This is a genomic window from Leptospira abararensis, from assembly GCF_016918735.1.
Lineage (GTDB): Bacteria > Spirochaetota > Leptospiria > Leptospirales > Leptospiraceae > Leptospira_A > Leptospira_A abararensis.
The window spans coordinates 24181-48881 of the sequence record NZ_JAFFPR010000019.1 but is presented as its reverse complement, the minus strand read 5'-3'; the positions used below and the strand labels follow the sequence as shown (position 1 = coordinate 48881).

28 protein-coding genes are annotated in these 24701 nt (G+C 40.4%); 20 read left to right on the top strand and 8 right to left on the bottom strand.

Features of this window, described 5'->3' with window-relative positions:
* The first annotated feature begins 32 nt into the window (after positions 1-32).
* On the top strand, positions 33-614 hold the full coding sequence (locus JWG40_RS05970) for a hypothetical protein (RefSeq protein ID WP_205285015.1): 582 nt from the start codon (positions 33-35) through the stop codon (positions 612-614).
* A 96-nt stretch (positions 615-710) separates the two neighbouring features.
* On the opposite strand, the gene JWG40_RS05965 is transcribed toward JWG40_RS05970, so the two are convergent.
* Together JWG40_RS05965 and lmtA are read right to left on the bottom strand one after the other, a co-directional pair.
* Positions 711-974 carry a hypothetical protein gene (locus JWG40_RS05965; RefSeq protein WP_205284941.1) on the bottom strand — a complete coding sequence of 88 codons (264 nt, stop codon included), beginning with the start codon at positions 972-974 and terminating at the stop codon, positions 711-713.
* 5 nt (positions 975-979) lie between these two features.
* A complete protein-coding gene (lmtA, locus tag JWG40_RS05960) occupies positions 980-1741 on the bottom strand; it encodes a lipid A Kdo2 1-phosphate O-methyltransferase (protein ID WP_205284940.1) in 762 nt (253 codons plus the stop codon).
* Positions 1742-1788: 47 nt separating this feature from the next.
* On the opposite strand from lmtA, the gene JWG40_RS05955 reads away from it, so the two are divergent.
* The 10 genes from JWG40_RS05955 to thiE all read left to right on the top strand — a co-directional run bounded on the left by JWG40_RS05955 (position 1789) and on the right by thiE (position 10695).
* The gene (locus tag JWG40_RS05955; protein WP_205284939.1) at positions 1789-3045 is read left to right on the top strand and encodes a 1-acyl-sn-glycerol-3-phosphate acyltransferase; all 1257 of its coding nucleotides are present in this window, start codon (positions 1789-1791) and stop codon (positions 3043-3045) included.
* Entirely contained in the window at positions 3045-3692 is a 648-nt protein-coding gene (locus JWG40_RS05950; protein ID WP_205284938.1) for a hypothetical protein, read from the top strand. Before JWG40_RS05955 ends, JWG40_RS05950 begins: the two co-directional genes overlap by 1 nt.
* A 31-nt stretch (positions 3693-3723) precedes the next feature.
* Positions 3724-4359, top strand: coding sequence for a rubrerythrin (locus JWG40_RS05945; protein ID WP_205284937.1), 636 nt, complete (start codon positions 3724-3726; stop codon positions 4357-4359).
* Positions 4360-4442: 83 nt separating this feature from the next.
* A complete protein-coding gene (locus tag JWG40_RS05940; RefSeq protein ID WP_205284936.1) occupies positions 4443-7673 on the top strand; it encodes a SpiroCoCo family coiled-coil protein in 3231 nt (1076 codons plus the stop codon).
* Between the two features lie 13 nt (positions 7674-7686).
* Positions 7687-7890, top strand: a complete 204-nt coding sequence (locus JWG40_RS05935) for a hypothetical protein (RefSeq protein WP_002978419.1) — start codon at positions 7687-7689, stop codon at positions 7888-7890.
* Positions 7891-7893: 3 nt separating this feature from the next.
* On the top strand, positions 7894-8649 hold the full coding sequence (gene map / locus JWG40_RS05930) for a type I methionyl aminopeptidase (RefSeq protein ID WP_205284935.1): 756 nt from the start codon (positions 7894-7896) through the stop codon (positions 8647-8649).
* A 57-nt stretch (positions 8650-8706) separates the two neighbouring features.
* The gene (locus JWG40_RS20020; protein ID WP_269751581.1) at positions 8707-8838 is read left to right on the top strand and encodes a hypothetical protein; all 132 of its coding nucleotides are present in this window, start codon (positions 8707-8709) and stop codon (positions 8836-8838) included.
* A gap of 8 nt (positions 8839-8846) precedes the next feature.
* Positions 8847-9242 (top strand): response regulator, encoded by a 396-nt coding sequence (locus JWG40_RS05925; RefSeq protein ID WP_205284934.1) that lies wholly within the window; start codon positions 8847-8849, stop codon positions 9240-9242.
* A gap of 21 nt (positions 9243-9263) precedes the next feature.
* Positions 9264-10067, top strand: coding sequence for a hydroxyethylthiazole kinase (gene thiM / locus JWG40_RS05920; RefSeq protein WP_205284933.1), 804 nt, complete (start codon positions 9264-9266; stop codon positions 10065-10067).
* Positions 10057-10695 (top strand): thiamine phosphate synthase, encoded by a 639-nt coding sequence (thiE, locus tag JWG40_RS05915; RefSeq protein WP_205284932.1) that lies wholly within the window; start codon positions 10057-10059, stop codon positions 10693-10695. Before thiM ends, thiE begins: the two co-directional genes overlap by 11 nt.
* Before the next feature lie 177 nt (positions 10696-10872).
* On the opposite strand, the gene JWG40_RS05910 is transcribed toward thiE, so the two are convergent.
* Both JWG40_RS05910 and queG read right to left on the bottom strand, forming a co-directional pair.
* Complete coding sequence (locus tag JWG40_RS05910; protein ID WP_205284931.1) at positions 10873-11406, bottom strand: Fic family protein; 534 nt, start codon at positions 11404-11406, stop codon at positions 10873-10875.
* A gap of 167 nt (positions 11407-11573) precedes the next feature.
* A complete protein-coding gene (gene queG / locus JWG40_RS05905; RefSeq protein WP_205284930.1) occupies positions 11574-12536 on the bottom strand; it encodes a tRNA epoxyqueuosine(34) reductase QueG in 963 nt (320 codons plus the stop codon).
* On the opposite strand from queG, the gene JWG40_RS05900 reads away from it, so the two are divergent.
* Positions 12535-12921 carry an LIC_11502 family protein gene (locus JWG40_RS05900; protein WP_205284929.1) on the top strand — a complete coding sequence of 129 codons (387 nt, stop codon included), beginning with the start codon at positions 12535-12537 and terminating at the stop codon, positions 12919-12921. The two genes, queG and JWG40_RS05900, sit on opposite strands and share 2 nt — an antisense overlap.
* A 1-nt stretch (position 12922) precedes the next feature.
* On the opposite strand, the gene JWG40_RS05895 is transcribed toward JWG40_RS05900, so the two are convergent.
* Positions 12923-13318, bottom strand: a complete 396-nt coding sequence (locus JWG40_RS05895; RefSeq protein ID WP_205284928.1) for an acyl-CoA thioesterase — start codon at positions 13316-13318, stop codon at positions 12923-12925.
* Between the two features lie 43 nt (positions 13319-13361).
* Positions 13362-13700: an OmpA family protein gene (locus JWG40_RS05890; RefSeq protein WP_232369209.1), complete on the bottom strand. Its 339-nt coding sequence runs from the start codon at positions 13698-13700 to the stop codon at positions 13362-13364.
* Between the two features lie 221 nt (positions 13701-13921).
* Here JWG40_RS05890 and JWG40_RS05885 point away from each other — a divergent pair, with 221 nt between their 5' ends.
* On the top strand, positions 13922-16192 hold the full coding sequence (locus tag JWG40_RS05885; RefSeq protein WP_205284927.1) for a hypothetical protein: 2271 nt from the start codon (positions 13922-13924) through the stop codon (positions 16190-16192).
* Positions 16193-16345: 153 nt separating this feature from the next.
* Complete coding sequence (locus JWG40_RS05880; protein ID WP_205284926.1) at positions 16346-18619, top strand: Kelch repeat-containing protein; 2274 nt, start codon at positions 16346-16348, stop codon at positions 18617-18619.
* Positions 18620-18628: 9 nt separating this feature from the next.
* Here JWG40_RS05880 and JWG40_RS05875 read toward each other — a convergent pair whose 3' ends face one another.
* On the bottom strand, positions 18629-19573 hold the full coding sequence (locus JWG40_RS05875; RefSeq protein ID WP_205284925.1) for a patatin-like phospholipase family protein: 945 nt from the start codon (positions 19571-19573) through the stop codon (positions 18629-18631).
* Positions 19574-19752: 179 nt separating this feature from the next.
* Here JWG40_RS05875 and JWG40_RS05870 point away from each other — a divergent pair, with 179 nt between their 5' ends.
* Together JWG40_RS05870 and JWG40_RS05865 are read left to right on the top strand one after the other, a co-directional pair.
* Positions 19753-20313 (top strand): hypothetical protein, encoded by a 561-nt coding sequence (locus tag JWG40_RS05870; protein ID WP_205284924.1) that lies wholly within the window; start codon positions 19753-19755, stop codon positions 20311-20313.
* 107 nt (positions 20314-20420) lie between these two features.
* Positions 20421-21545 carry a DUF1577 domain-containing protein gene (locus tag JWG40_RS05865; RefSeq protein WP_232369208.1) on the top strand — a complete coding sequence of 375 codons (1125 nt, stop codon included), beginning with the start codon at positions 20421-20423 and terminating at the stop codon, positions 21543-21545.
* A 2-nt stretch (positions 21546-21547) separates the two neighbouring features.
* Here the strand turns inward: JWG40_RS05865 and JWG40_RS05860 are convergent, their stop codons facing one another.
* Positions 21548-21862: a ribonuclease HepT family protein gene (locus JWG40_RS05860; RefSeq protein ID WP_205284922.1), complete on the bottom strand. Its 315-nt coding sequence runs from the start codon at positions 21860-21862 to the stop codon at positions 21548-21550.
* 84 nt (positions 21863-21946) lie between these two features.
* On the opposite strand from JWG40_RS05860, the gene JWG40_RS05855 reads away from it, so the two are divergent.
* From JWG40_RS05855 to JWG40_RS05840, 4 genes are all read left to right on the top strand, one after another.
* A complete protein-coding gene (locus JWG40_RS05855) occupies positions 21947-22336 on the top strand; it encodes an FKBP-type peptidyl-prolyl cis-trans isomerase (protein WP_205284921.1) in 390 nt (129 codons plus the stop codon).
* Between the two features lie 97 nt (positions 22337-22433).
* The gene (locus tag JWG40_RS05850; protein ID WP_205284920.1) at positions 22434-23351 is read left to right on the top strand and encodes a YHYH protein; all 918 of its coding nucleotides are present in this window, start codon (positions 22434-22436) and stop codon (positions 23349-23351) included.
* Positions 23323-23922, top strand: coding sequence for a toxin-antitoxin system YwqK family antitoxin (locus tag JWG40_RS05845; protein ID WP_232369207.1), 600 nt, complete (start codon positions 23323-23325; stop codon positions 23920-23922). Before JWG40_RS05850 ends, JWG40_RS05845 begins: the two co-directional genes overlap by 29 nt.
* The gene (locus JWG40_RS05840) at positions 23919-24662 is read left to right on the top strand and encodes an SCO family protein (protein ID WP_232369206.1); all 744 of its coding nucleotides are present in this window, start codon (positions 23919-23921) and stop codon (positions 24660-24662) included. The genes JWG40_RS05845 and JWG40_RS05840 overlap by 4 nt, the downstream gene beginning before the upstream one ends.
* Positions 24663-24701 lie beyond the last annotated feature (39 nt).

The window sequence follows — 24701 nt, the reverse complement described above, 5'->3', positions numbered from 1 at the left end:
GTATTGTGAGTAAACATAAATTTTTCTTTCATATGAGATCCGTAATTGTCCTTCCCATTCTCTTCGCCATTTCTCTTGTTCTCTTCGGGAACTATTATCTATTTTCCGGAACAAAAAAAAGTATAGAACGATACAAAGAAAACCCACCGTTCCGCATCGAAGATGTTACCGGATCTGGTGGACTTCATCTTATATTAGACAAAGATAAAGGTACTGTCTGGAGAAAGAAACAAAACGCTAAAGAAGATTTTGATTTTTTCTTAGAAATGAAATTGTCACATTTTTGGGATGGAACCCAATTTTTGCCTCGCCAGTTTCAAAACCTGATTGTTTTTGCTTGCCCCGGTGAAAAACTACCTGCATTCCAAATGCGTTTTTTATTAAGGGAAAGTATCAATGTAGATAAAGAGCTGCGAATGCCTAAAGATGAACTAACGTTTGTTTACCTGTTTGAAGAAAAAAATAAATCTGAAGTTTCGATTCCCCTATCTAAACTTCCCAGATTTCAAAAAGAAACCACCTACCCAAAAAATATCCATATCCTCACACCAGAATTCAAAATTCTTTCCACAGAAGGTTGTCTTGCGGAAGTAGAACTTAAAGAAATAAAGTAACTGCCTTTGTTGTATTTTCTTTTGTTTGTTTGAGTTATTTAAAAAGGGCGGATTTGTGCGGAAAGGCTAAAGGTTTTTTTGTCCTGTGACAAGGACTCAAGAATGATTGTTCTTAGTTTGTTTTTCGATTTCTGCTTTTAATTCGATGATACTCATATACAAATTGGCAAATGTTGTGAGTTGGTTCATGGCATCTTGAAGGCCAGCCTTAAATAAAAGTCCGTTGTCCATATGTTCCCGAAAGATGGAGAGCGGATTTTCCGCCTCCATACTCTCTACCGTTTTTTGGTAAGATTCCATTAACTCCTGTTTATCGACAAGAGACTCTGGGACTTTCCAACCATTGGACAACCGACTCATGAAATTTATCTACCTTCGACTTCTAGAAGTTTGGTGGTCTTTACTATGATACGTGTGACAACATAAAAGATAAAACCGAATCCAAAAAACCAAGTGTGGAAAGGTTTCCAAATTCCTGTGATGTCTCCGCTACGGAGTGTCGGCTCTTGGTAGTAAACTTGGATTAAATCAAAAATAGTAAATACAACGATGATTCCAAATAAACTTGGGTATTCTCTCTTCCAGATATTGCGGAAAGAAAAACCTAATTTGGGTTTTACATAACCGGAGAGTCTTGGAACGAAAGCGGGGGTTTTGTCCGCCCATTCCAAATACCCTTTTGCAAATTTTCCGCGAAGGAAGTATTCTTCTGCGAATATAATCCTTTCGTAATATAGATAAAAGAACATGATGTAAACGAGTGCAAAAGCAAAATCTCGCAAGATAAAAACAGGGCCAAGATACATCAGAAAATTCCCTACATAAAGTGGATGTCTTACCAAAGAATAAATTCCTGATTGGTTGACCACATCCGCTACTTGTTGTTTTGTATTTCTACCCGATGTATTTTTGGGAGTGTATCCAATCGTAAAACATCTAACAAAAAGTCCCGCAAAACTTACAAGAAATGCGCCACAAAGCCAATACAAATTGGAGTTATAGTTACCTTGAAAATAAGGGACATACGGTAGATACAGTAAGGAAAGGAACAAAATGACTCCTGGAATGTAGGAGCGCCATCGGAAGAGAAAATTGCCTTGTTGGTTGAGTTCTTCTATAAGTGCCATGTGAATTCGTACTTGCTTCCTTTGATTAAGTTGTTAGCATTCGTCCTATGTCAATCAAATCCTTTATCCCTGCAAAGTTCAATCTTCCTGCTTTATGGTTTACGGATCTGACTCTTCCCGTTCTCAATAAAATGCTCCACAATCTGGAATCCATCGAGATCTCAAATACCGACCAAAAGACATTAAAATCCTTTCAAAAAGAAAGGCTGCTTTATATCTCCAATCACCCTACCACCAAAGAACCTGGGATTGCCTACCATGCAGCCAATCTTATGGGTTCTCGGTTTCATTATATGGCCGCAAGAGAGGTATTCGAATGGGCCTATGGATTTGTTGGTGACTTCATCCAATCGATAGGAGCCTACTCTGTGTTAGCTGGGGCACCAGACCGCGAGTCCCTCAAAGCTTCAAGGGAAATTCTAGCAGCTCCCGGAGGAAAACTCGCCCTTTTCCCAGAAGGAGAACCCACAAGTGGAATGAATGATACCCTCCTTCCCTTCCAACCAGGAGTGGCCCAGTTAGGTTTTTGGGGTTTGGATGATGCACTGAAAAAAGATCCAGAAGCAAAAATTTGGATTTTACCTACCTTCGTTAAGTACAGAATGACCGGTTCTATCGATTCCATGCAAAAAGATATAGACCAAACGGTTACAAAAATGGAACAAAAGTTAGGGATAGAAAAAACCGGAAAAGATATCGTCCACAGATTTTTATCTGTGGGGAAACGAATGATAGAAAGAGAAGAAAAAGAATATGGAGTTCCTGTTGAAGAAGGGAGAGCCGATGACTTTGACTATAGGTTAGGACGAATGCGTCACGCCATGCTCGACAACATTGCAAGAAAAGCCAACATTCCTAAATGGGATGCCGACGCCAATGCTATTGAAAAATTAAGAAGGATCTTAACTGTACTCGAAATGGTTTCTGTGGGAATGCCTGATCCGAACGGCGAACTTCCAAGCCTTGAGATGGCAACCTGGGCCAGAAAAGCGGCAACCAAAGCTTACGATTTTATTACCATTCAAACTGCTTATATCAAAGAACTACCCAGCGCTGAGCGTTTGTATGAGTTTTTATACCGGTACGAAAACGAACTTTTCGGGGAATTCCGAGCAAGACCCCACAAAGCAGTTGTTAGATTTGGAACGCCATTCACGATCAATGAGTATTTAAGTTCTTATAAAGAGGACAAAAAGAAAACGCTAGATTCCATTACAGAACGTCTAAGAAAAGAGTTACAAACCATGCTTGTGGAAGAAAAATCCAAATCCAACCCTTTGTTTCCGAGCCAATATATTTTCTGATGGATGCGTTTTCTACTGATCAAGTGAAGGATTGGATTTCCCGATCCCAACCCATAGAAATGACCACCTATGGTGCTTCCAAAACATTAGATGAGAACTTGGTAATCGTATTGGACGCACTCACAGAAAGATACGGGATCGCGGACTTATCTGCCATTCTTTTCACTATCGTAAAAGACCTAATCCTCAATGGTTTTAAAGCTAACTTCAAACGATTATTCTTTCAAGAGAACCAATTGGACATTCATTCCCCCGCCGACTACGAGTTAGGTGTCAGAATGTATAAAAGCCTCATCCTTTCTGGACGTGGGAATACATTTGAACCATTGGCTAGGGAAAAAAACCTCTATGTTCATCTCAAAATCGAACATAACGATACCCAAATTAAATTTGATGTCAGAAACAATACGACACTTGTGCGAGGAGAGATGCAAAAAATTCGAAACTCCCTACTCCATGCACAAAACTATAACGACATTATGGAATACTATATCGAAAGAGGAGACAATTCCGAAGGAGAAGGAATTGGAATTGCCCTTTGTGTCATCCTACTGAAAGGAGAAGGACTTCCTACAGACCAATTTCGGATTTACCACGAGGATGGGGAAACCATTGCCCAACTCACAATCCCACTAAAGAAAGACTAGCCCAAAGATCAATCTTTCAGATTTTGGATTTATGGGTTCTGTTACTGTCCTTTCGAATGATTCCATTCCTAAAGTTCTCTCCGACATTGTTTCCAACGAAACAAACCATGCTCTTTGGTTGAATACACTTTCTCTTCTAGAACATTTGGGTTCTAGAAAAATCCTTCTCACTCAATCCAGTGAAGAAACTTCGGAGATGATTTTAAAACATGCCACCGAAGAAGCAAGGCATGCCCTCTTTTTTAAAAAAGCAGCCCGCACCATCAAACCCAGTTTCCATTCGGGGTACCAAAATTCTGCACTGGTCCGAGGAACCGCGGCAAGAATTTATTTCGCAAAACTAGATACCCTCGTCCGCCGGAGTTTACGAAAAATTTTTACGGACGAAAAACAATTCACCTACCTTGCCTATTTGTACACCACTACCGTCATCGAAAAACGGGCCATGGTTGTCTATGCCGCGTATGACGAAATTTTGGACAAAACCGGCTCCCCCATCCGCCTAACCAACCTGATTTTAGAAGAGGAAGGCCACCTTTCTGAGATGAGTGCAGAAATGTTCCGCCTTGATCCTGGGGCCAAGGAAAGATTGGCGAATTTAGAGGCAGAAGAAGCGAAGATTTTTAGCCGATTTTGGCTCCAAATCCGTGAATTCTCACTGAATTAAAAAAGGCTTGCGGAAAAAATCTCCGCCTGGTTTTCTTCAACCATCTTCATGCGACATAATACTATTATTGGATCTTTGAGAAAATGGGATTAGAAGTCTTTTTATTGCCTTTTTTGGCCAGTGTTGCCGTGACGATTGGGCTGCGTCGTCTAGACAAATCGAACACCAAACTCTCCCAACTCAAACGTTATGCGTCCAAATTGACGGACGAAATCCAAGGGGTTGCCCTCCAAAAAATCCAACTCGTAAAAGATGCCGGTATTGATCTTGATATCCTTGTCAAACAATCCCGTAAAGTTGCTGAAGACATCCAATCTCTTAGTTCCGAATCCCGTGACCTATTCGAAAAAATCCGTGCAAGTAAAGATTACCTCTCTTCTCTATCCGGCGAGATGGAACAAATCCAAGATTTGAGTAACCAAGTCCGCCGTGAAAAACAATACATGGAAGAAGGACTCTCGCAGATCAATACCCACAAACGAGAGTTACGTGAAGTTTCCGAAGATATGGAATCCCTTCACAATGAGTCCATATCTATGTTGGACAACTTTCAAAATAAACTCAACCTACGAAGTGACGAAATTTTACAATCTGTCGCACAAAAGATGGTAGAACTAGAAAGCCTACTCGAAACCAAATCCGATTACCTAGACAACTCACTTTCCAAAATTGCAGAGACAGCTCGCGAAAAACTTTTATCCCATGCTGATGTTATGGTGAATGAAACAGCAGGTCGTTTAGATCATGCGCGTAGAGAAATGGATCTACTACTCGACTCCATGAAAAATGCACAAGGGGATTTAGATCTTCGCCTAACTAAATTTGAAGACACATCTTCTCTTCTTTCTGATAAAGTCGATAAGTTTGATGAAAGGTTGGAAGAAAAATACCAACGGGCTTCTGGCAAACTAGAAGAGAAAGTAAATCTACTCGATAAAAAAATCCAAGAACGTTTTGATTCTATCTTTGACCAAGTGAGCCATACCAAAGATTCTTTTATGAAGGGTCTTTCTCAGGAGACAGATGCCATCAAACGTGAAATTGAAGATCTCTCTTTGGAAACACTATCCAAAAGAGATGACATCATCAATGAAACAAGAAGGCAAGCTGATGGAATCAACCAAACCATCATCCAATTCCAAGAAAAGTATTTGGAAGCAGAAAACAAACTCCTCAGACAAGCAGACATCCGCAAACAAGAACTGATTCGTGAAATCGAAGCCTTCTCCGAAGAATTCCACCGCATCTCGGAGGACCTAAAAGAAGAAGCAAGTTCTTTGAAAAAAAGTGCCCTCCAAGAATTAAAAGATTTCGATCGCGAATTGGATGCTGTCAGATCCAACCAAGAAACAGTCATTAAAACCTCTCTCTTTGAACTCCGAAAAGAACTCGAAGATAGAATGAATTCTGATTTCCAAGTTCAAAAGACTGAAATGGAATCCGATTTGGAAGTCGTACAATCGCAAGTGAAGAACTTAAGCGAATCCATCAACGCACAAACGAAAGATGTAGATGATTACGTTGAAGAGTTAAAATCAGCACTCCGCGAATCAGCACACGAAATCTTGGAAACTGCGGAAGAAAAAGCCAAAGAATCCGAAGAAATTGTAACGGAAAAGATACGTATTGCCAATGCCAATTTAGAACAGTTTGTCGGCAAATGGGAAGACGAACTGGCAAAAATGCGTGATGACCAAAACTACAGCATCGAAAGGCTCCAAGACCGCTTAAAAGAAATTCATGTGGAAGGAGCTGATCTTTTAGGTGAATTCCAAAACCAATTCCAAAAAGCAAAATCCAATTTGGAAATCGTAGCAGAGTCTAAAACCAAAGAAAGTATTTCTCGTTTAGAAGACGAAGCAAAACTCGCTCGCAGCGAAGTAGATCGAATCCTCAAACACTTAGAGGAATCAGGAGAGTCTTTCTTTAACTTACAAGAAGAGAAAATGGACAGACTCAATGAAACCATTGATTCTAAAATTTCTCACCAATTGACAAAACTTTTGGACAAAGGGAATATCCAACTCGGTCAACTCGAAGAAAAAATCACAAACCACCTAGGCACGGTTCGTCGCAACTTAGAAGAAAGCATCAAACGATCCAAAGACGAATCCAAAAAACAAATTGAAACTTACCAAAGAGATTATGAAAAATCTTTTAAAGAAATTGCAAAAGAAAGCCAAGACTTCTTAAAAGAAAGTTTAGAGCGTTTCCAAGATTTAAAACACGAAATAAACAATGGTTTACAAGACCTAAACGATACCAAAGAAGAAACTCTAACTAGTTTCCAATCCGAAATGGAAACATTAAAAGATGAGATCGTAACTCTATCCAGTGAACTAGAAACGGTCAAAGAACATTCTGACTTATTTGCTTCCGCCAAACAGATTGCAGACGAATCCAACCGTGCTGTGGAAGAAATTTCGGAAGCCCTGAGAGCCCTAGAAAAAGGACGACCAGATCTCGATCTCTACCAATCGGCGATTTCAGAATTTGCGGAACTGAGAAAAGAAATTGCAAACGAACTAGAAACCTTAAAAGAAGCGCAGTTCCAATCGGAAGACATCGACAAACAAGTGCAAATTCTGGCTTCTAATCTTGTCCATGTTTCTGAAACCATGGAAGGTTTTGAACAAAGTCTAACAGAAATCGGTTCTATCGAAACTCGTTTGACCAAACTCACCACCGAACAATCAAAAATAGAAACCTTTCTTTCTTCCCTACAAGAGTCACAAGATTCGGTTTTCCATTTGGTTGAAAACTTGGAAGGCCAAAAACACAATGCAAGAGAACTCCAAGCACGCCTGGACATCCTCGACCGCGAAATTGAAGTGGTGGAAGCAAGAGAAAAGGAACTCACAGAAACCATCCGGCAAGCAGAAAACCGCACTTCCTTCCTTGTGGAACGAGAAGCACAGATTGATTCGGTAGAACGTAAGTTTGATAAAATCGAAGAGCTGCTAGGTGACCTCTCCGACCGCCACCGCCAAATCCTCACCCTCCAAAAACGATTGGAAGACTTAAAAGAATCCTCAAGGGAAACCAAAGACGATTTGGAATCTCTCCTCGGAGAAGCGGACGAAACCTTCGAAAAACTTTCCGAATTCTTGGATATCGTTCAGGGAGCCATGCAAAGCCCTACCCCCGCAGGAAAAGTCGAGCGAAAATCTTCGGGAAATCCCTTGGTGGATCGAAAAAGAGCCACCATCCAGAGCCTCCACGACAACTACCAGTGGTCTTCCGAGGCAATTAGTGAAAAATTAAATATTGAAAAATCCCTCGTAGATAACATCCTCGGAGTTAGAAAGAAATAAAACCGAGGTATCCATGTCCGAAGAACAAACAGAAACAACGTCGAAGGAATCCCTAATCGTCACTTCTAAAGTGAAAGCATACATCAAAAGTAAGGGATTTATGACTTCCGGCGATGCGATTGATGGAATCAACGAAGAAATCTACCGACTCATCGACAAAGCTTTGGAAAGAACCTCTGCCAACAAAAGAACAACGGTTCGGTCCACAGATTTCTAATCAGTGATTTACATCAAAAACAAATCAGAAATTGAAAAGATGAGAAAGGCGGGAAAATTTGCCGCCGAACTCCTCGTCTACCTGGAACCCTTTGTCAAAGCCGGGGTTACCACCCTAGAACTGAACGATCTAGCAGAAGCCTTTACCAAGAAGAACGGTCATAGGTCGGCTCCTCTTGGTTACAAAGGGTTTCCCAAGTCCATCTGCTCTTCGATCAACCATGTGGTTTGCCATGGAATTCCAAAAAAAGAAGATATCCTTGCCAATGGTGACATTGTGAATTTGGACGTATCCCCCATAGTGGACGGATACATTGGAGACACCTCCAAAACCTTTATCGTAGGCGGAAAATCTTCTCCCGAAGCCGAAAAACTAGTGGCAGATACAGAAAAAGCCATGTGGGTCGGAATCGAACAGATAAAGCCGGGAAACCGGATCGATGATATCGGAAACGCCATCGATGATTTTCTCACCCCACTCGGGTATGGAATTGTCCGGGATCTGATGGGACACGGTGTAGGCCGCAATTTCCACGAAGAACCGCAAGTGCCTCATTTTCGCTCCCCCCGAAAACTAGCAAAAATTGAAACTGGGATGATTTTCACAGTCGAACCCATGGTCAATTTAGGAACTTGGGAAGTGAATTTTGACAAATCCGATAAGTGGACTGTCCGCACCAAAGATGGAAAACTCTCCGCCCAATTTGAGCATACCGTACTTGTCACAGACAAAGGGTACGAAATTCTAACAAAAGTTTGAAGAAATCGTTCTTGCTTTCATGTCTAATTAGTCGTCTAATTTCCAGAGAGGTTTTTTATGAAACTAGCAATAACCCTATTTAGTTTATTCGTTGTTACGTCCGCATCTTTTGCGATTTGCCCTGGAAAAGAGAAACGCTCCTGCCCAGGTCATGACAAACTCATCGAGTGTCCAAACGACGGAAAGTAACTTCCCCTATGAATAAAGCCATCCTCTTCGTTGATGACGAACAAATCATTCTGATGAGTCTGAAGTCTCAGCTCAAAAAACATTTTGGGAACGAGTATCGTTATGAAACCGCCCAAAATACAGAAGAGGCGTGGTCTATCATTGAAGAATTGGCGGAAGAAGGAATCAACATTCTCATCATCATCTCTGATTGGTTGATGCCAAACCAAAGAGGAGATGAGTTCCTTAGGGATGTCCACAAAACCTATCCAGGAATTAAGAAAATAATTATTTCTGGTCATATCGATGAGCTTTCACTCAATCAATTGAGAGGGGAAGTAGACTTACATAGTTTTTTAAACAAACCTTGGTCTGAATCTGATTTAATCAAAAAAGTAGAAGACGCCCTGACGAAGATTGCCTAGGTTTTCCTAGGAAACCTCCGCATGTCTCAATCAATCATCCAAAACACTATTGACGATTTAGAATCTTTACGTTCTAAGTCCCCTCTCGTTCACAATATTACAAACTATGTAGTGATGAATAACACTGCCAATGCGCTTCTTGCCATTGGTGCCTCTCCGATTATGGCTCATGCCATTGAAGAAGTCGAAGAGATGGTTACAATCTGTTCGGCAACTGTCATCAACATTGGAACTCTTTCCGAACCTTGGATCCAAAGTATGGAAAAGGCTGCAACAAAAGCAGTCTCCATTGGGAAACCTTTGATTTTAGATCCTGTGGGTGCTGGAGCGAGTAACCTGCGTAATATGGCGATTCGACGTATCTTAGGAGCAGGTAGTCCGAGCATCATCCGCGGAAATGCCTCAGAAATTCTTTCTACACTCAACTCTTCAGGAAAAACCAAAGGTGTGGATGCAACAGATTCTTCTGAATCAGCAGTGGATTGTGGAAAGTCTTTATCTAAAGTCACCGGGGGAGTTGTAGTGATTTCAGGTGCCACCGATTATATCCTCAGCGGAACAGACAAGGCCCAAGTGAGAAACGGGGACCCTCTTATGACTAAGGTAACTGGTCTTGGTTGTACCGCTTCTGCCATTTGTGGTGCCTTTGCTGCTGTACAAGCCAACCAATTTCGTGCTGCGACTTCCGCTATGGCAGTGATGGGAATTGCCGGAGAGATGGCAAAATCCAAAACATCCTCTCCTGGAAGTTTCCAAGTGGCATTTATCGACGCCCTTTACGAAATCACCGCAGATACCATCAAACAGAAGTTTAATGGGGAATAAAATCCACGGGGTTTATTTGGTAACAGATAGACCCCTTTGCCGAATGCATAGCTTGGAAGAGGTAGTGCGACTTTCCGCACTCGGGGGAGTGAAATTTGTCCAACTCCGAGAAAAAGAAACAGACAGCCGACAATTTCTCGAACTCGCCAAACACTTAAAAGAAATCCTAAGTCCTTTTCAGATTCCCCTTCTCATCAATGACCGTTTAGATATTTGTTTAGCAGCCGGAGCCGATGGTGTCCATCTCGGACAATCTGACCTTCCTTGGATGGACGCTCGTAGGATTTTAGGAAGAGATGCCATCATCGGTCTCTCTTTAGAAACAAAAGATGACTACCATTCTCTGATTCAAACTGATCCAAAACCAAACTTAGATTATCTTGCTGTATCTCCTGTATTCGATACTGAAACCAAAACCAATACCAAACCTGCTTGGGGTCTTGGCGGAGTGGAATGGTTACGATCCCAAACTACCATTCCTATCGTTGCCATAGGTGGGATTCATGAATCCAATGCGAAAGCAATTATCACTGCGGGAGCGGATTCCCTTGCGGTGGTGAGTGCCATTTGTTCGGCAAAAGATCCGAAGCTAGCGACAGAGATTCTATCGGAAAAGTTTAGTTCGTAAATGCCAGAGCAGGATTAGATGGAAAGGCAGAGTTTCAGCGAAAACTAAATTTTTTCCCATTTTGCATTTCTTCCACGACCTAAACTCTTCACTTTTTTTTCGCTCTGGAGTTCTTTTAACAACTTACGTATTAAATCTATACTTATACCGGGAAGTTGATATTTTATTTCTGAAACGCTAAAGGAACCTGTCGTTTTGTTCATCCAATAAATTAATTGCTTCTTCTAAAAATTTTTTGCTTTCTTTGGGACTAGGAGGACTAAAACGAATTCTTGATTTCCCACTGGGCAATATTTCAGTGATATCTATTTGTTTTTCTTTCAATTTTCCTGCATCCCAAATTTCACCCCTACTTAACTTATGCAGTTTTAAGATAGTTTTTAAATTAATATCAATTTTATGATGGGACTCGTGGATCCAACGTAAGGCTTGTTGATATCCTCTAATTTCTTCTTCGTTTCTATCTTTTAATAATGAATTTCCGAAAATTACAGTTTCTATCCGAGTTTGAGCAACGTTTACTCCTTCCATTCGATTTGAAGAAATGGAACTTTCAATTAATGCATGTTCCTCTAAATGTTTTAATTTTTGTGGAGATTGTTTGTTATAAAGTTCTTGTTTTCCTTTAAACTCGTCTAGTGCTGATAAATACCAAGAAGTTGCGATAGGTATACTAGTTAGCTCATTTTTTAACTTTTTTAGGGTTTTCATTTTTCTGCAGATAATCTAAAATACTGTTCCTCGGTCTAAACCGACAATCATGTTACCCAATTAAATACCCAATTTATTCTTTTTACCCAGTTTATCGAAATAATTAAGATTTCCGACATTATGTCTTCCAAAGTTGCAAATTCCGCAGGTTTACGATTCCGACTTCTCTATTTTTTTAAATTCCGATTCCAAATTTTGACACCAATCCTTTCGATTGGTGAGTCTTTGAAATATTCACCAAATTCTTGTTCGGTGAGTAATTCTTTAGATGTAAAATCGTGATCTGTCCAAAATTGACGTGGCAAAAATCCAGGTTCTGTGGTTTCCACGAGATTCCGTTTGGCGACATTGGCATTCCAAGGACAAACTTCTTGGCAGAGGTCACATCCATACACCCAACCCTTGCGATCCCATTCTAAAAAAGAATCCGTGGCCTCGGTTTTTTCTCGATCTTCGATGGTAATGTATGAGATACATTTTCTGGCATCAATTTTATATTCTTCAAGAGCACCTGTCGGACAAACATCTAGACATTTACGACAACTCCCACAGTGGTCTGTGACAATTTCTTCAGGATCTGGCCCACCTAACTCTAAGTCAGTTAGGATGGTTGAAAGAAAAAAATAAGACCCAAGGGTTGGATGGATGAGATTGGTATTTTTTCCCTGCCAAACAATCCCGGACTCTCTTGTTAAAATTTTTTCTGCGATGGGCAAACTATCGATGGATTGACGAAATTTATGACCGGGGAACTCAGTGCGAAGGGTTTTTAGAATCCGATTGCCTTTTTCTTTTAAAACAATATGGTAATCAGAACCTAACGCATAACGAGAAACTTTTGATTCCATTTGGGAAACCACTTCCTCTCCCTGACTTGACCGATAAACAAATGCAAGACAAACCACGGACTTTGGAACAAGGCCCAAATTTTCAAAACGATTCCGAATCTCGACTGCATGATCTTTGGCAAACCAAGCCATATTCCCAAACCGGTTCTCCCGAATCCACTCATCCAGATGTTCTAGATCAGAATTTGGGATCTTTGCCTCCGCAAATCCCACCAAAGAAAAACCTTCGGCTACACAAATGGTTTTAATCTGGGAACGAATCTGATAAATTGGATTTGTCATGGGTGAAAATAAGAATGAAGTCTATCTTACGGAAATCCAATCTAAGTTGCCAAGCCATTTGTCTGTGCACATCCCAAAACTAGTCTCCCTATTTCCACAAATAGAAGCATTGGTGACTCTTCCAAAAGGAATTCCAGAATTATTGCGCAAAGGAATTTACTTTGCCCTACTCCAATCGGTCGTGAGACTTCTCGAACGAAACACGGATCCACTCCTACCGGAAATCCTTCCTGAATATGGGGAACTCATTCGTTCGGTATCGGAAACCTTTTCCCTTCTAAACCCAGACAAAGAATCCAACTGGCTTTCGGAATGCATCCAATATGGAGACAAATCTGCTTACCATTGGGAATGGAAACATTTTGATTCCAGAGAGTTGTTCTAAATTACATACGTTCCAGTTCTAAAGATTTTAAAAATTCTAACGGGATGGGTTTTTTAGATCTGGCTCGGTAATCGAAGTAAACTTGTATAGTCTTTGCTGAAACATAGAGAATGTTAGTTTTTTTATCTCGAATCTCATACGAAAATTCCCAAGAAGTAGTGCCAATGGACGAAACCCATGTCTCTACATAAATGGAAGCTCCAGGAAGAACCGATGCTTTTAAATCCATTTCCACGCGAGCCAAAACAAAAGGAATGTCATCTAATTCTGAAACGGATAGATAACGATTGCAAAAATCCAATCTTGCTAATTCTAAGTAGGCCGAGTAACTTGCGTTATTGACTCTACGCATAGGGTCCATGTCATTAAATCGAATTTGGATATCGGTTCGAATCATAGTGTTTTATTCAAAAGTAAAAATCTAATCAGATATGTCATCTCTATGTTTCTATTGCGTAATGGATGGTGACGGATCGTAACCTCTTTCGTAATTCTGGACTTCCGCCATAACTTGGGTCTAAAAAAAATTTCCGAATCTTATCTTTGGAAATTCCAAGAGACACCAAATAACTTTCGACTATGCGAACTCTCTCTTTCACTAAACGTCGATTTTTTGATAAATGACCCGATGCGTCCGCTGAACCAATCAAAGTAAAATATCCAATTTGGGATAAAATTTCGGGAGTACAATGAGATCGTAACAAATCCATCGATTCTTTTTCTAACCGAGAGGAACCTGCACCGAATAGAACGGAAATTTCCCGTTTCGTGGATTCCATAACAATTGTATTTTTTTCAAAAGCGGGATTTCTTCTCTTGCGTACAAACGGTATAGACCCTTTATTTCTTGGACTGTGTGTCCAAATCCAAAGGAGGAGAAATCCCGTTCCGACTAACATTAGGGAAATCCAAACCATCACCCTTTAGACTTACTCCTGATTCTGGGAAATTAATTTCAAACGAGTAGACAAAATAAATAAAAGAAGTAAACTATCAAGTTATGAATTTATTAAGTAAGACTTTTATAATTTATTCATTGTCAGTGGGGATATTTTTCGGCTGCAAACCGGCAGAACTTTCCAATACCTGCGATGCGAAATCAGATGCTTTTTTATATGCGACATTCATAAGATATGTCACAGGCGACAGATCCCCCTCTTGCCTTCCTTCCTTTGCCTTCCAAGATCTTTGGGGAGTGTTTTTTCCGAACTCAGGTATTACTACTGTTTATTCGATCGCGAGTTACGAAAACCAAATCATCATCGGTGGGGATTTCAAATATGTTGGCCCCTCCACAGGAAATGTTGTCTATTTAGAAACAGGGAATGGAAAGGTTATCCCCAATCGTTACTGCCCTTACTTAAAAGTTGTGGGAACCACTGGAATTGCCATCTCGGATGGATATGGTGGGTTTTACATTGGTGGTGAATTTTATGCGGTCCAAGGAGAAGAAAGATCTAGCGTGGCGCATATCCTACCGGGTTGCGTATTGGATCGGAACTTCAATGGTCCCAAAAATAATTCTATCAATATTTATACCTTATTAGTTGCGGGAGATTCTCTCTATGTGGGCGGATATAATACAAGTGATAATAGTGGGTATTTCGTCCGTCACAATCGTTATACTGGTGCCTTGGACACTTCGTTTACGCCAAATCCAGATAGCCTAGTATCCGATTTGGAAACTGATGGAGACTCTCTTTATGTTTGCGGGGAATTTCAAAATATTGGAGGTATTGCGAAGAGAGCATTAGCTAAATTTTCTCTCTCTACAGGTCTTGTCATACCTTCTTTCAATCCAACCATTACTTCAGGAACTTGCCTCGATTTACATTACGGAACCGATGCCAGCGGAAGCCCTAACATCTATATGGTGGGAGATTTTCTCGCAGCGTCCAACTATGCAATGTCCTTTTACCCGGATGGCACAGCGACTTTTTGGAATCCGAACCCCAACCAGAAAGTCAATTCCATCCAGCAGTATAATAATACTATTTATTTAGGTGGGGATTTTACTTTAATCAATGGTTCAACAGCTGCCAGTTACTTAGTTTCTGTAAACAATGATTTAGGTAGCCTCATATCCACAAATTACGATGTCAATGGGTCTGTGGCAACCTTACAAACCATAGATAATACTTTATACTTAACCGGAAGTTTTACCTCAATTAAATCAATTCCGAGAAACTATGCAGCAGCGCTTTCTCTGCCAAATGAATCGGTCACAGCATTTGATCCGTCGTATGATGCCAGTATCAGTAATCCCGGTTCTGGAATTGTTTCCGCAGGAAATGGGGTGGTCCTTCTCACATCCAGTCGTTCCACGGTGAATGTAGTTCCCAGAAATAATTTTGCAGTCCTTGATGAAGTGACAGGGGCCCCAATCGAAGGAACACCTAACTTTGATTTTACCATTAAGTCTCTCCATCGAGTGGGAAATCGCCTGTTTGCAGGAGGGTCTTTCACGAACGTCGGAGGCCAACCACGAAATGCATTTGCCATTTTAGATTTGCCATCCTATCAGGTAAGTCCGGTCAATATCACCTTATCTGGTTCCCCAGATATACGAACCATAACGAGTGACGAATCCCAACTTTATGTAGGAGGGAATAGTTTGGCCAACGTGAATGCCTTACCGAGAAACGGTGCCTTTGCTCTCAACTTAAGTGATCTTTCAGTCAGCGGATGGAATCCCAATCTCAATGGAACTGGAGAGAGTTTTCTTTCGGTTGCAGATCTGGTATTCTTAGGAGGTCTATATACTGGAATCAATGGAGATGGAGTCACTACGAGCTACCAAGCAGTGGATAAAATCACTGGCCTAAAAAAAGGTATCCCTTCTGCGACCAGTTTTCCAAGCAGCGGAGTCTACGCCCAGGCCTTAGCAGGTACAAAAATCTTTCTAGGCGGACAATTCACAACGATTGGTGTTACTGGATTCAATAATATTGCTGTATATAATCTAACGACACAATCTTACGAACAACCTAACCCCGTGTTTGCGAATAACATCGTCAGTAATATCACGCATTCTTTTGATGGGAATGTTCTCATTGGAGGATCCTTTGATGGACTGAATGGTGCCACAGACAGACCTTACTTTGGGGTCTTTAATGCAAATACAAACACAGTATCTCCATGGAATCCTTATATTAATGATACAGTTTACACATCTTTGTATAAGAATGGACGATACTATCTCGGGGGAGCTTTTACTGTTGCTCTGAAAAAAAGTAACGGTGGTCTCGTAAGCACTTATTTAAACGAATGATCATATAGCTGGCGTTACATTACCACAAGTTTTTTCGATTCGCAATCTCAAATTAATACAATCAAATTGGGAAATTTAATCTGTCTTAGAATTGTAGAGATTTCGAACATTCAAAAAACTCGACAGGGAAGTTGAATTCGAAACTCTGTATCCATGTTCCGAGTTCTTTCTTTTTTGTGGATCTGCACTTTATCATTTACCTTTCTTTCCAACTGTAAGCCCGCAGATCTTGAAAATACCTGTGATACCCGCTCCAACTCTTATTTACTCGCAAGCTTAATTCGTTTTGCTACTGGGGATCGTTCTGCCTCCTGTTTACCTGCCTTCACCTTCCTTGACCAATGGGGGGTATACGGATCTACTATTGCCAAAGTTTATAGCATCACTAGTTACAATGACCAAATCATTGTAGGAGGCGATTTTACTATGACCGGTGTCGCCACGGGAAGTGCTTCCATGGTAGATCCCATGACAGGGACGGTTGTCCCCAATCGATTTTGTCCTCATTTAAAAGTAAAAGGACTCAGTAATGTTGCCATCTCAGATGGTTCTGGTGGCTTTTATATTGCTGGTGATTTCACCCATGTCCAAGGAATCAAACTGAGTCAAGTAGCTCATATTTTACCCGGATGCCAAGTGGATCCAAACTTCAATCCAGCAGAGGATCAGACAAGGAACCTTGCGGCTTTACAACTATTAGGTGACAATTTATATGTAGGAGGAATGTTTACTGGTTGGGATTCTGGCTCTCAATCCAACATAGCCTCCCTCAACCGTTTTACTGGAAAACTCAACACAGAGTTTATCACTGGAACATTTGATAATTCCGTTTTTGACATTGTCTCTGATGGATCGGCTTTGTATGTCGGAGGACATTTTCAAAACATTGGGGCAACACCGAAACGGGGGCTCGTCAAGTTATTACCTAGTACAGGAGCTATAGATTCTTCATTTACAGGCCAAGCACCTATTGGTGGTCAGGTGAATGATTTGTATCTGGGAACCGATCATACGGGAACCCCAGTTCTTTATATGGTTGGGCCTTTTACAGGCAGGGCCATTTCCTTTTATTTAAATGGAAGCCAAACATCTTGGGCACCTAATCCGAACTTAGAAGTTTCCAAAATACATCAATATGAAAACACAATTTACTTGGGAGGAGAATTCACAACCATCGGAGCCACGCAAGCGAATTATTTAGTGGGTGTGGACAACCAATTAGGTGGAGTCAAAGAAAATTCTTTTGCGATAAACAATTTCGTTAGGACGTTAGCTATTATTGGAAACAAACTCTATGCCCTAGGTGAATTTACCGAGGCCCAAGGACAAAAAAGAAACTACGCTGCCAGTTATGATTTACCAAGTGGTAGTTTAAATATTTGGGATCCAAATTTGAATTCCTCGATTTACTTTCCAGCAGGAGACATTGTATCGTCTGGATCTTCACTTCTTATTGCAAGCAATCACACAGCGATTAATACAAAATTCCGTAAACACTTTGTTGTATTTGAAGAATCCACGGGTTTTCCCATCGAAGGAACTCCCAATTTTGATTTTCCAATCAAAACCTTACATCGAAAAGGCAACCATCTTTTTGTAGGTGGGAGTTTTGAACACGTCAACGAAACACCAAGAATCGCCTTTGCTATTTTAGATTTGCCTTCTTATAGTTTAAATCCAACAAACCTAAGTGTTTCGGGGGGATCTATTGAAATTAGAACTATCACAAGTAACGAATCTCAAATTTTTTTTGGTGGAATCGGAATGACAACAGTGAGTGGCCAAACACGAAATGCCCTTGCTTCTATCAATGCAGAGAACTTTTCGCTTACCGGTTGGAACCCCAACTTAGGGCCTAATAGTGCCACTTCTCTTCTCATCCAAGATGATGCAGTTTTTGTTGGGGGTTTATACAATTCTCTAAACGGAAACAATACCATAAGCAATTACCGGGCCGTTGATACTAACACAGGATTAGCCTTAAACTACCCATCAAATTCAAGTTACCCCAATAGCGACGTATCTGCCCAAGCTTATTTTGAAGGTAAAATTTATTTAGGAGGAATATTTACGACTATAGGTGCAGGATCATTCAATAATTTCGCCATTTATGATACCATCAATCAATCCTACATATCGCCTAACCCAATCTATGCGAATGGATTTGTAAACTCTATCGCAGTTTCCCCAGAGGGGAAGGTAGTTGTTGCTGGTTCATTTACAGGACTCAATGGTTCTACTACTACGAATTATTTAAGTGCCTTTGACAGCAGAACGAATTCAATATTACCATGGGTTCCCAATTTGGAGAGCACTGGATATGCCAGTTACTATCGAAATGGAAAATGGTATATCGGTGGTGAATTTAAAAATGCATTCAATAAAGCTTATGGCGGATTTTTTATTAGTGACCTAACAGAAAAGTAGAGAAGCACTCTACTTCTGTTTTTTAGATTTCCGTTTTAGAATTTTTTGCATAGCCTCTTCTCCTTTCTTTGCGCCAAGAAGCACCGTTTTATAAAGTTTGGTGCGAATCGTTGTAGTAAGTTTGACTGGTAAAGGCCCATCGGGCGCGACAGTGATGATCTTCACTCCTCGCGGAGGTTTCACCACAATCTCTCTTGCAATATTGAAATGAAAGTGGTGGAGTTTACGCATAAGTCTACGGATGGCTCTATGTTTGGGGAAGGCAAGTAAACTTGTGAGTCGAGTTAATGGACCTGAAATATGGCGAATCGGCGAATTCATAATCACAACAATCTCTTTGTAGCCAGCCTCAATAATGTCTTGGATCGGTAGAGGATTTAAAATGGCTGCATCAGAATACAGTTTACCATTTAACCAATGTTTGCCACGAGTCGCAATGGGTAAAGAGGTGGCTGCTTTCAAAAGATCAAAAACATTGGAAGAAGTCGCCTTGATGTACTCAATGGAATGGGTATGTAGGTTACTCACAGCAATCGCAAAATGAGGGACATTCTTGCGATCCAAGGTTTCTGATTCCAAACGTACTTTTTTACGAAAGATAAAATCAATTAAGTATTCTTGATTGAGTAAAGTTTTGCCTTGGAAGGGGTGAAAAAAAGAGATGAGCTTTCTTCCCGACAAATCTCTGTACCATACTGCCAATGCTTTTTCGCTTTTGACAGGTTCTTCTTTTGGCATAGATACATAATAGGCGGCAGCACAAGCACCAGAAGACACTCCCACCACCAAATCAAAGTAATTCGGGCGTAAAAAACGGTTCCAAGCATACAAAACACCACCAGAAAATGCCCCTTTCATTCCTCCCCCTTCTACCAGGAGAGCCCTTTTGGAGCCTTTGGCCTTAGGAAGTTTGGGCTGGTTTGGAGATTCACTAGAAGATTGGGACTGCACCATATTGTCAGAGTCTTCCAGCCCGCTTTCGGTTGCAAAAAACTATTCAAATGAATGTTGAGAATTTAAAATTTAGGGGAATCGCGAAGTAAAGTTTCGTTTGCCTCGTATCCTATTCGAAATTTGGAAAAAAATTCATGACCATACAATAAATTTCACTACGTACGCAATTGAATATTAGAATGCTTGGAATCAAAACTTTGGAGATAGATGTGAATGGAGCCTTAGTCAAAGGTTCCCTACAATTGAATGCAAAAGGTTTATACCAATTGGATTTACTTTCTCCTTACGTGGGACCGATGTTTACCTTCTCCTTTCCGAAAATTTACCATGCACTAAGGGAAGACAATACCTCCGAAATCGATAGTTATGCTACAAGCCATCTCCGCACTCTTTTCCATAAATGTGAAAACATAAAAAGGGAAGTCCCTAAGTTTGAAAAGGAACTAAAAGAGTTTTGGTTAGAATTGGAAACAATCTCAGTACTTTCCCCATGTGAATGGAATGAAAAATGTATGTTCCTGAAAAAGGCCTTACAAGAGGGCTATATGGATGCGGACACATACGAAAAAACTTTAACGGATCTAACCATCGTCATGGAAAAAAAATATTTCGCAAGAGAGAAACGTTGTGAAGCATTTTTATATCAGTACCTTCCCGAGTATTCTCACTTACAAAATCATTTCTCATGGATTCGTTTCTGTTATGAGTTAACAGAAAAAAAACACCTACTCCTACTTTAAATTTTCGTTTTTCTTGCCAAAGAGACGCTATTAGCTTTACTTTCCATTAGATACGGAAATTTATTTCCGTCTCATAAAAGGGAACTCGGAAATTAACTATGCGACCAATGGATCAAATCACAGGGAAAGAACAAAAGCACCATGTGATATTACACTACCTAATGAATCAAGAAATGAAGGCGAATTGGAATGGACAAATCCAAACCATGACCGTCTCACAAGAATTACCCGGTGGCGAAGAGATAGTAGTCGATTGGTCCGAAGTTTGGCCGATTGGTCCTGGTTCCACCTTCACCCTTTCCAAACTTTTGGCTCGGTATTTAGAACTTCATTGTTCATTTGTAAAACAAATTTCACCTACAAAAATCCAGCTCCATGTGGACAAAGTCCTCATCGCAAAAAAAGAAAGATTAAATCCTCGGTTTTCCATTACGGAGGAAGGACTTGTGAATGTTACCAACATCGTAAGTTCAAAAACAATCATTGAAGCTAATATGTTTAATATTCCTACCCTCGTGCGAGTGAACTTCGAAGACTACCGCAAACGAATGATGGCGCGGTCCGGCGAAGCAGGGACCATGGATATTTTTAAATCTGGGATGGAACGTAAGTTTGATGTTGTAAAATCCACACAAAAAATACTCTTCATCAAAGATGCCACTAATGCTGATAGTTATCGTTTGGATGAAGAAGGTTTCATCAACTATGAAGATGAAATCGAAGATCATGTTGATAAAATTGCATTAGCAGCCAAAGACAAAAAAATAAAATCAGAGCTCATACTTCCTATTCTTTATACAAATGAACTAGAAGAAATCATTCCCATTGGATACTACTGGTTACAAACCAAAGACAATGTGATTACCAAAGAAGATTTGAATTTTTATCATACCCAAATTGCAGAAATGATCGAAAGGATCAAAGATGCCAATCTAATGACAACAGTAGAAAAATTTCCTGTATTGGATTTATCTACAACAGGACTTAGACTTAGAATTGCTAATAGTAGTTTGGTCGAAACTTTACCTAAACAAAAAGGTATTTTACTAGAATTGGTTTTCAAATTACAAACCCCATTTCGTTTTTTTGGCAAGATTGCTTGGGCAAAAAAGGAAGATTCGGGAGATTTACTTGTAGGGGTTGAATTTTCTGGAAAACGAACCTATGCAGAAAAAGTTCGTTTTGAAGAAAATATTGAAATCATTAAAAATAATGGGAAGTCTGCTGCGTAAATTTAGCGGGTTTCCAATTTAATTGTTTTTGTAATCTTCGGAATTTCATAAGCACAGATATAGTATAACATCTTTAAGTCGATGTAGTCATAGGCTCTTGCTAAATCCTTTTGCCAAAGACTATCAATCTTATCCCAAGCTAAATTGGGATATTTTTGTTTTTCTGACTGCGGGATCTTTAAAGATTCGGTTTGGATATAACGAAGCATTTCTTCGGCAAAAAAACTATCGTGATCCCCTTCTTTGAATTCTTGGATTTGGTTTCTGAAGAGGAAGGATTCAAGCTCCCGGCAATAGAAAATAAACTCATGAAACATTTGGTTACTCTAAAATGGGACAGTCTTTGGAACAGTTTTTTTCATTGGCAAAGAAATCCAAATCCCAGATGCTTTCACTAAAGTATGAAGATCTACATCCGAACTGTCTTATTTTCCCTTCTGGTTTTGGGATTCCCCATCCAATCAGCAGAAAAGGACTTCCAAATCATTGATCTCGTGGTAGGAAAAGGGGAAGAAGCTTTTTCCGGTTCCTATGTGACGGTTCACTACGTGGGCAAACTCCCCAACGGTACCAAGTTTGATAGTTCACGCGACCGCAATCGTCCTTTTGAATTTAATTTAGGTGCGGGGGAAGTGGTAAAGGGTTGGGACAAAGGCATCAAAGGAATGCGAGTGGGTGGAAAACGCAAACTCATCATTCCACCAGAGCTCGGATACGGTAGTAAAAAAGTAGGAAACATTCCTGCGGACTCCACACTTATCTTTGAAGTGGAACTTTTAAAAATTTATTAAAAACCCCTAGTGCTTCTCCTAAGATTAGGGGATTTTTAACTCTCCCCTATTTTGAATTTCTTGACATACCTAAGAATGATTCTAAGTTGCTATGGCTATGGAATTATTAAAAATTCGAACCTTTTTCCTACTCCTTGTTTTTGCTACCTCACTTAGCCAATGCAAACCTAAATCAGACTCTGAAGAAGAAACCTTACTCTTATTAGCTGCTGCTGCTTCTGCACGCACTTGTGCCAATACGTCTTTCGTAGGAACCACTGTTGTGAACTCCACTGCCACTCTGAATGCAAGTACCGATTGTATCACGGGGATGACTTCCTCTATGTCGGCGGATCTTCCTGCTTGGATTCGAAACAACTTTAAATGTGCCGTGGGATCTGTCTCCGGTTCTAACTATGTTTTCCGTGCACAGAATATCCCAAATAATAAAAGTTATTACTTTGGGCCTTCTTCACCCATGTATCTGGCATTAGGTGCGGGCAAAACTCCTGCCGGTAATAACCAAATTGCCTCCCAGTGTTTTGTGTATTCCATCCCCAGTGCTCCAGCCGAAAAGATGGGAGCTAAAACGGGAACCCAAAGTGGGTATGCTTCTGTCGGGATCACTGTGAATGGACTGGCTATCTTTAACAACGCTGCTGCTCCTGGTGATGTTTTGGCATCGGAAGTGTCCACCTTTGATACATTCAACGGTCACCCGCAAACTTCTGGCGTGTACCACCACCATTCCCAACCACTCAATGTTTCTACAGATAACGCAAACTTGATTGGAGTGCTACTCGATGGATTTCCTGTTTATGGATTGAAGTGTGATAATAACACAGCAAACCCAGCAGATGACGATACTCCTGGAGTTATTGGACCTGGATTGGATGGTAATCATGGTCACATTGCACCAACACTTCTTTTCCCAGGTGGAATCTATCACTACCACTACGCAAACGATACCACAGCACAAACTAACACTCTCATTGGCTCCTTTTTCCATGGAACCCCGGGGACCATTTCCAATTAATTTCAAACTACAAGTGAGAGAGGTTCTCCTCTCTCTACTTTTATCAATCACTCTTGTCTCCTGCTCTCCCCTTCGGGTGGAAGCCGGAGATCCTGGCCTTAGCGAAGATTCCAACCACTTCCTTCTCTACCAAGGAAAACCACTGAACGGAATCTTTGTACAAAAAAACCCCACTCTATTTGAAGTGTATGAAACCGAATACTACAAAGGTGTTCCTCACGGTCGTTATACGGCAAAAAAAATGGATGGAACGGTCTTAGAAGAACGTACCATCCGTTATGGACAAAAACACGGAAAACAAATCAGTTATTTTGAAAATGGAAACCTAAGACAAAAATCAGAATTTGATAATGGAAAACCCATTGGAGAACATACAGATTACTTTGACAATGGACTGATGGCCACCTATCAGACATTTTACGACTCAGGGAAACCAAAAGTTTCTAAAAAATGGAACCGCCGTGGACAAATTTATTTAAACCATGTGTTTATGGAATCAGGGGAGAGTTTTGGACGCCCAGGAAGTAAACTCTGCGAACCCATTCCTGAGGAAAAAGAAAATTCTAAATGAATGGATTTAATATGTTTCGAATTGATCAGTTGACCACTTACTTCCGAAGAAATCATTTTTTGTCCCGCAATAAACTGGTCTTTCTTTCCATCTTTCCCATTTTCTTTTTTTTCTGTTTGTTGGGAATCCAGTGCAAACCTTCTCTGAGCGAACCCAATCCCTTAGAACTTCCCTATTTTTCAGGAAAAGACTTTGATCCAATTTGGACGAATACGCACCAATCATATGTAAATCTCAAAAAAATCCCTGACTCTCTATTGTTAATTGAAGATTCGGGAAAACCAGTTTCTCTCAAAAACTGGGCACCAAAAGAAAGTTTGGTGGTATTCTTTTACGCCACTTGTCGCGGAATTTGTCCCCTCATCACAAGAAATCTAATACAAATCCAACCACAACTTGGCGAATTTCCTGATCTACAGATTCTCTCTCTTTCGATCAATGCGAAGGAAGATACAGTTCCTGTTTTACAAACTTATCGGAAAACTTACAAAATCCAAAATCAAAATTGGCATTTTTATACAGGGAAGGAATCGGAAATTGAAACTTTTGCCAAAGAAACTTGCGGAGCTGAGATGGAAGGGTATTCTGTCGAACGAGGCAAATATGAATTTGTTCATACTGAAAATATTTTTTTATTTGATAAGGATCGGTATTTGCGAGGAATCTACCGAGCCAAAGGCACGGGCGATATACAGAGGTTAGTGGAAGATTTACGAAAGCTTAGAAATGGAAATATTTAGGTCATAAATATTTCCACTATAGAATTTGTTTTAGATTTT

Coding starts and splice junctions, on each gene's coding strand:
- JWG40_RS05860 (WP_205284922.1), bottom strand. CDS start 21,862: ATGTTTCATGAGTTTATTTTCTATTGCCGGGAGCTTGAATCCTTCCTC.
- JWG40_RS05855 (WP_205284921.1), top strand. CDS start 21,947: ATGAAGATCTACATCCGAACTGTCTTATTTTCCCTTCTGGTTTTGGGA.
- lmtA (WP_205284940.1), bottom strand. CDS start 1,741: ATGGCACTTATAGAAGAACTCAACCAACAAGGCAATTTTCTCTTCCGA.
- JWG40_RS05945 (WP_205284937.1), top strand. CDS start 3,724: ATGGGTTCTGTTACTGTCCTTTCGAATGATTCCATTCCTAAAGTTCTC.
- JWG40_RS05845 (WP_232369207.1), top strand. CDS start 23,323: ATGGAACCCCGGGGACCATTTCCAATTAATTTCAAACTACAAGTGAGA.
- JWG40_RS05895 (WP_205284928.1), bottom strand. CDS start 13,318: ATGATTCGAACCGATATCCAAATTCGATTTAATGACATGGACCCTATG.
- JWG40_RS05925 (WP_205284934.1), top strand. CDS start 8,847: ATGAATAAAGCCATCCTCTTCGTTGATGACGAACAAATCATTCTGATG.
- JWG40_RS05890 (WP_232369209.1), bottom strand. CDS start 13,700: ATGGAATCCACGAAACGGGAAATTTCCGTTCTATTCGGTGCAGGTTCC.
- JWG40_RS05865 (WP_232369208.1), top strand. CDS start 20,421: ATGGATCAAATCACAGGGAAAGAACAAAAGCACCATGTGATATTACAC.
- JWG40_RS05955 (WP_205284939.1), top strand. CDS start 1,789: ATGTCAATCAAATCCTTTATCCCTGCAAAGTTCAATCTTCCTGCTTTA.
- JWG40_RS05870 (WP_205284924.1), top strand. CDS start 19,753: ATGCTTGGAATCAAAACTTTGGAGATAGATGTGAATGGAGCCTTAGTC.
- JWG40_RS05965 (WP_205284941.1), bottom strand. CDS start 974: ATGAGTCGGTTGTCCAATGGTTGGAAAGTCCCAGAGTCTCTTGTCGAT.
- JWG40_RS05900 (WP_205284929.1), top strand. CDS start 12,535: ATGGGTGAAAATAAGAATGAAGTCTATCTTACGGAAATCCAATCTAAG.
- JWG40_RS05840 (WP_232369206.1), top strand. CDS start 23,919: ATGAATGGATTTAATATGTTTCGAATTGATCAGTTGACCACTTACTTC.
- JWG40_RS05875 (WP_205284925.1), bottom strand. CDS start 19,573: ATGGTGCAGTCCCAATCTTCTAGTGAATCTCCAAACCAGCCCAAACTT.
- JWG40_RS05935 (WP_002978419.1), top strand. CDS start 7,687: ATGTCCGAAGAACAAACAGAAACAACGTCGAAGGAATCCCTAATCGTC.
- JWG40_RS05950 (WP_205284938.1), top strand. CDS start 3,045: ATGGATGCGTTTTCTACTGATCAAGTGAAGGATTGGATTTCCCGATCC.
- JWG40_RS05850 (WP_205284920.1), top strand. CDS start 22,434: ATGGAATTATTAAAAATTCGAACCTTTTTCCTACTCCTTGTTTTTGCT.
- JWG40_RS05880 (WP_205284926.1), top strand. CDS start 16,346: ATGTTCCGAGTTCTTTCTTTTTTGTGGATCTGCACTTTATCATTTACC.
- JWG40_RS05885 (WP_205284927.1), top strand. CDS start 13,922: ATGAATTTATTAAGTAAGACTTTTATAATTTATTCATTGTCAGTGGGG.
- JWG40_RS05940 (WP_205284936.1), top strand. CDS start 4,443: ATGGGATTAGAAGTCTTTTTATTGCCTTTTTTGGCCAGTGTTGCCGTG.
- thiM (WP_205284933.1), top strand. CDS start 9,264: ATGTCTCAATCAATCATCCAAAACACTATTGACGATTTAGAATCTTTA.
- JWG40_RS20020 (WP_269751581.1), top strand. CDS start 8,707: ATGAAACTAGCAATAACCCTATTTAGTTTATTCGTTGTTACGTCCGCA.
- thiE (WP_205284932.1), top strand. CDS start 10,057: ATGGGGAATAAAATCCACGGGGTTTATTTGGTAACAGATAGACCCCTT.
- JWG40_RS05910 (WP_205284931.1), bottom strand. CDS start 11,406: ATGAAAACCCTAAAAAAGTTAAAAAATGAGCTAACTAGTATACCTATC.
- queG (WP_205284930.1), bottom strand. CDS start 12,536: ATGACAAATCCAATTTATCAGATTCGTTCCCAGATTAAAACCATTTGT.
- JWG40_RS05970 (WP_205285015.1), top strand. CDS start 33: ATGAGATCCGTAATTGTCCTTCCCATTCTCTTCGCCATTTCTCTTGTT.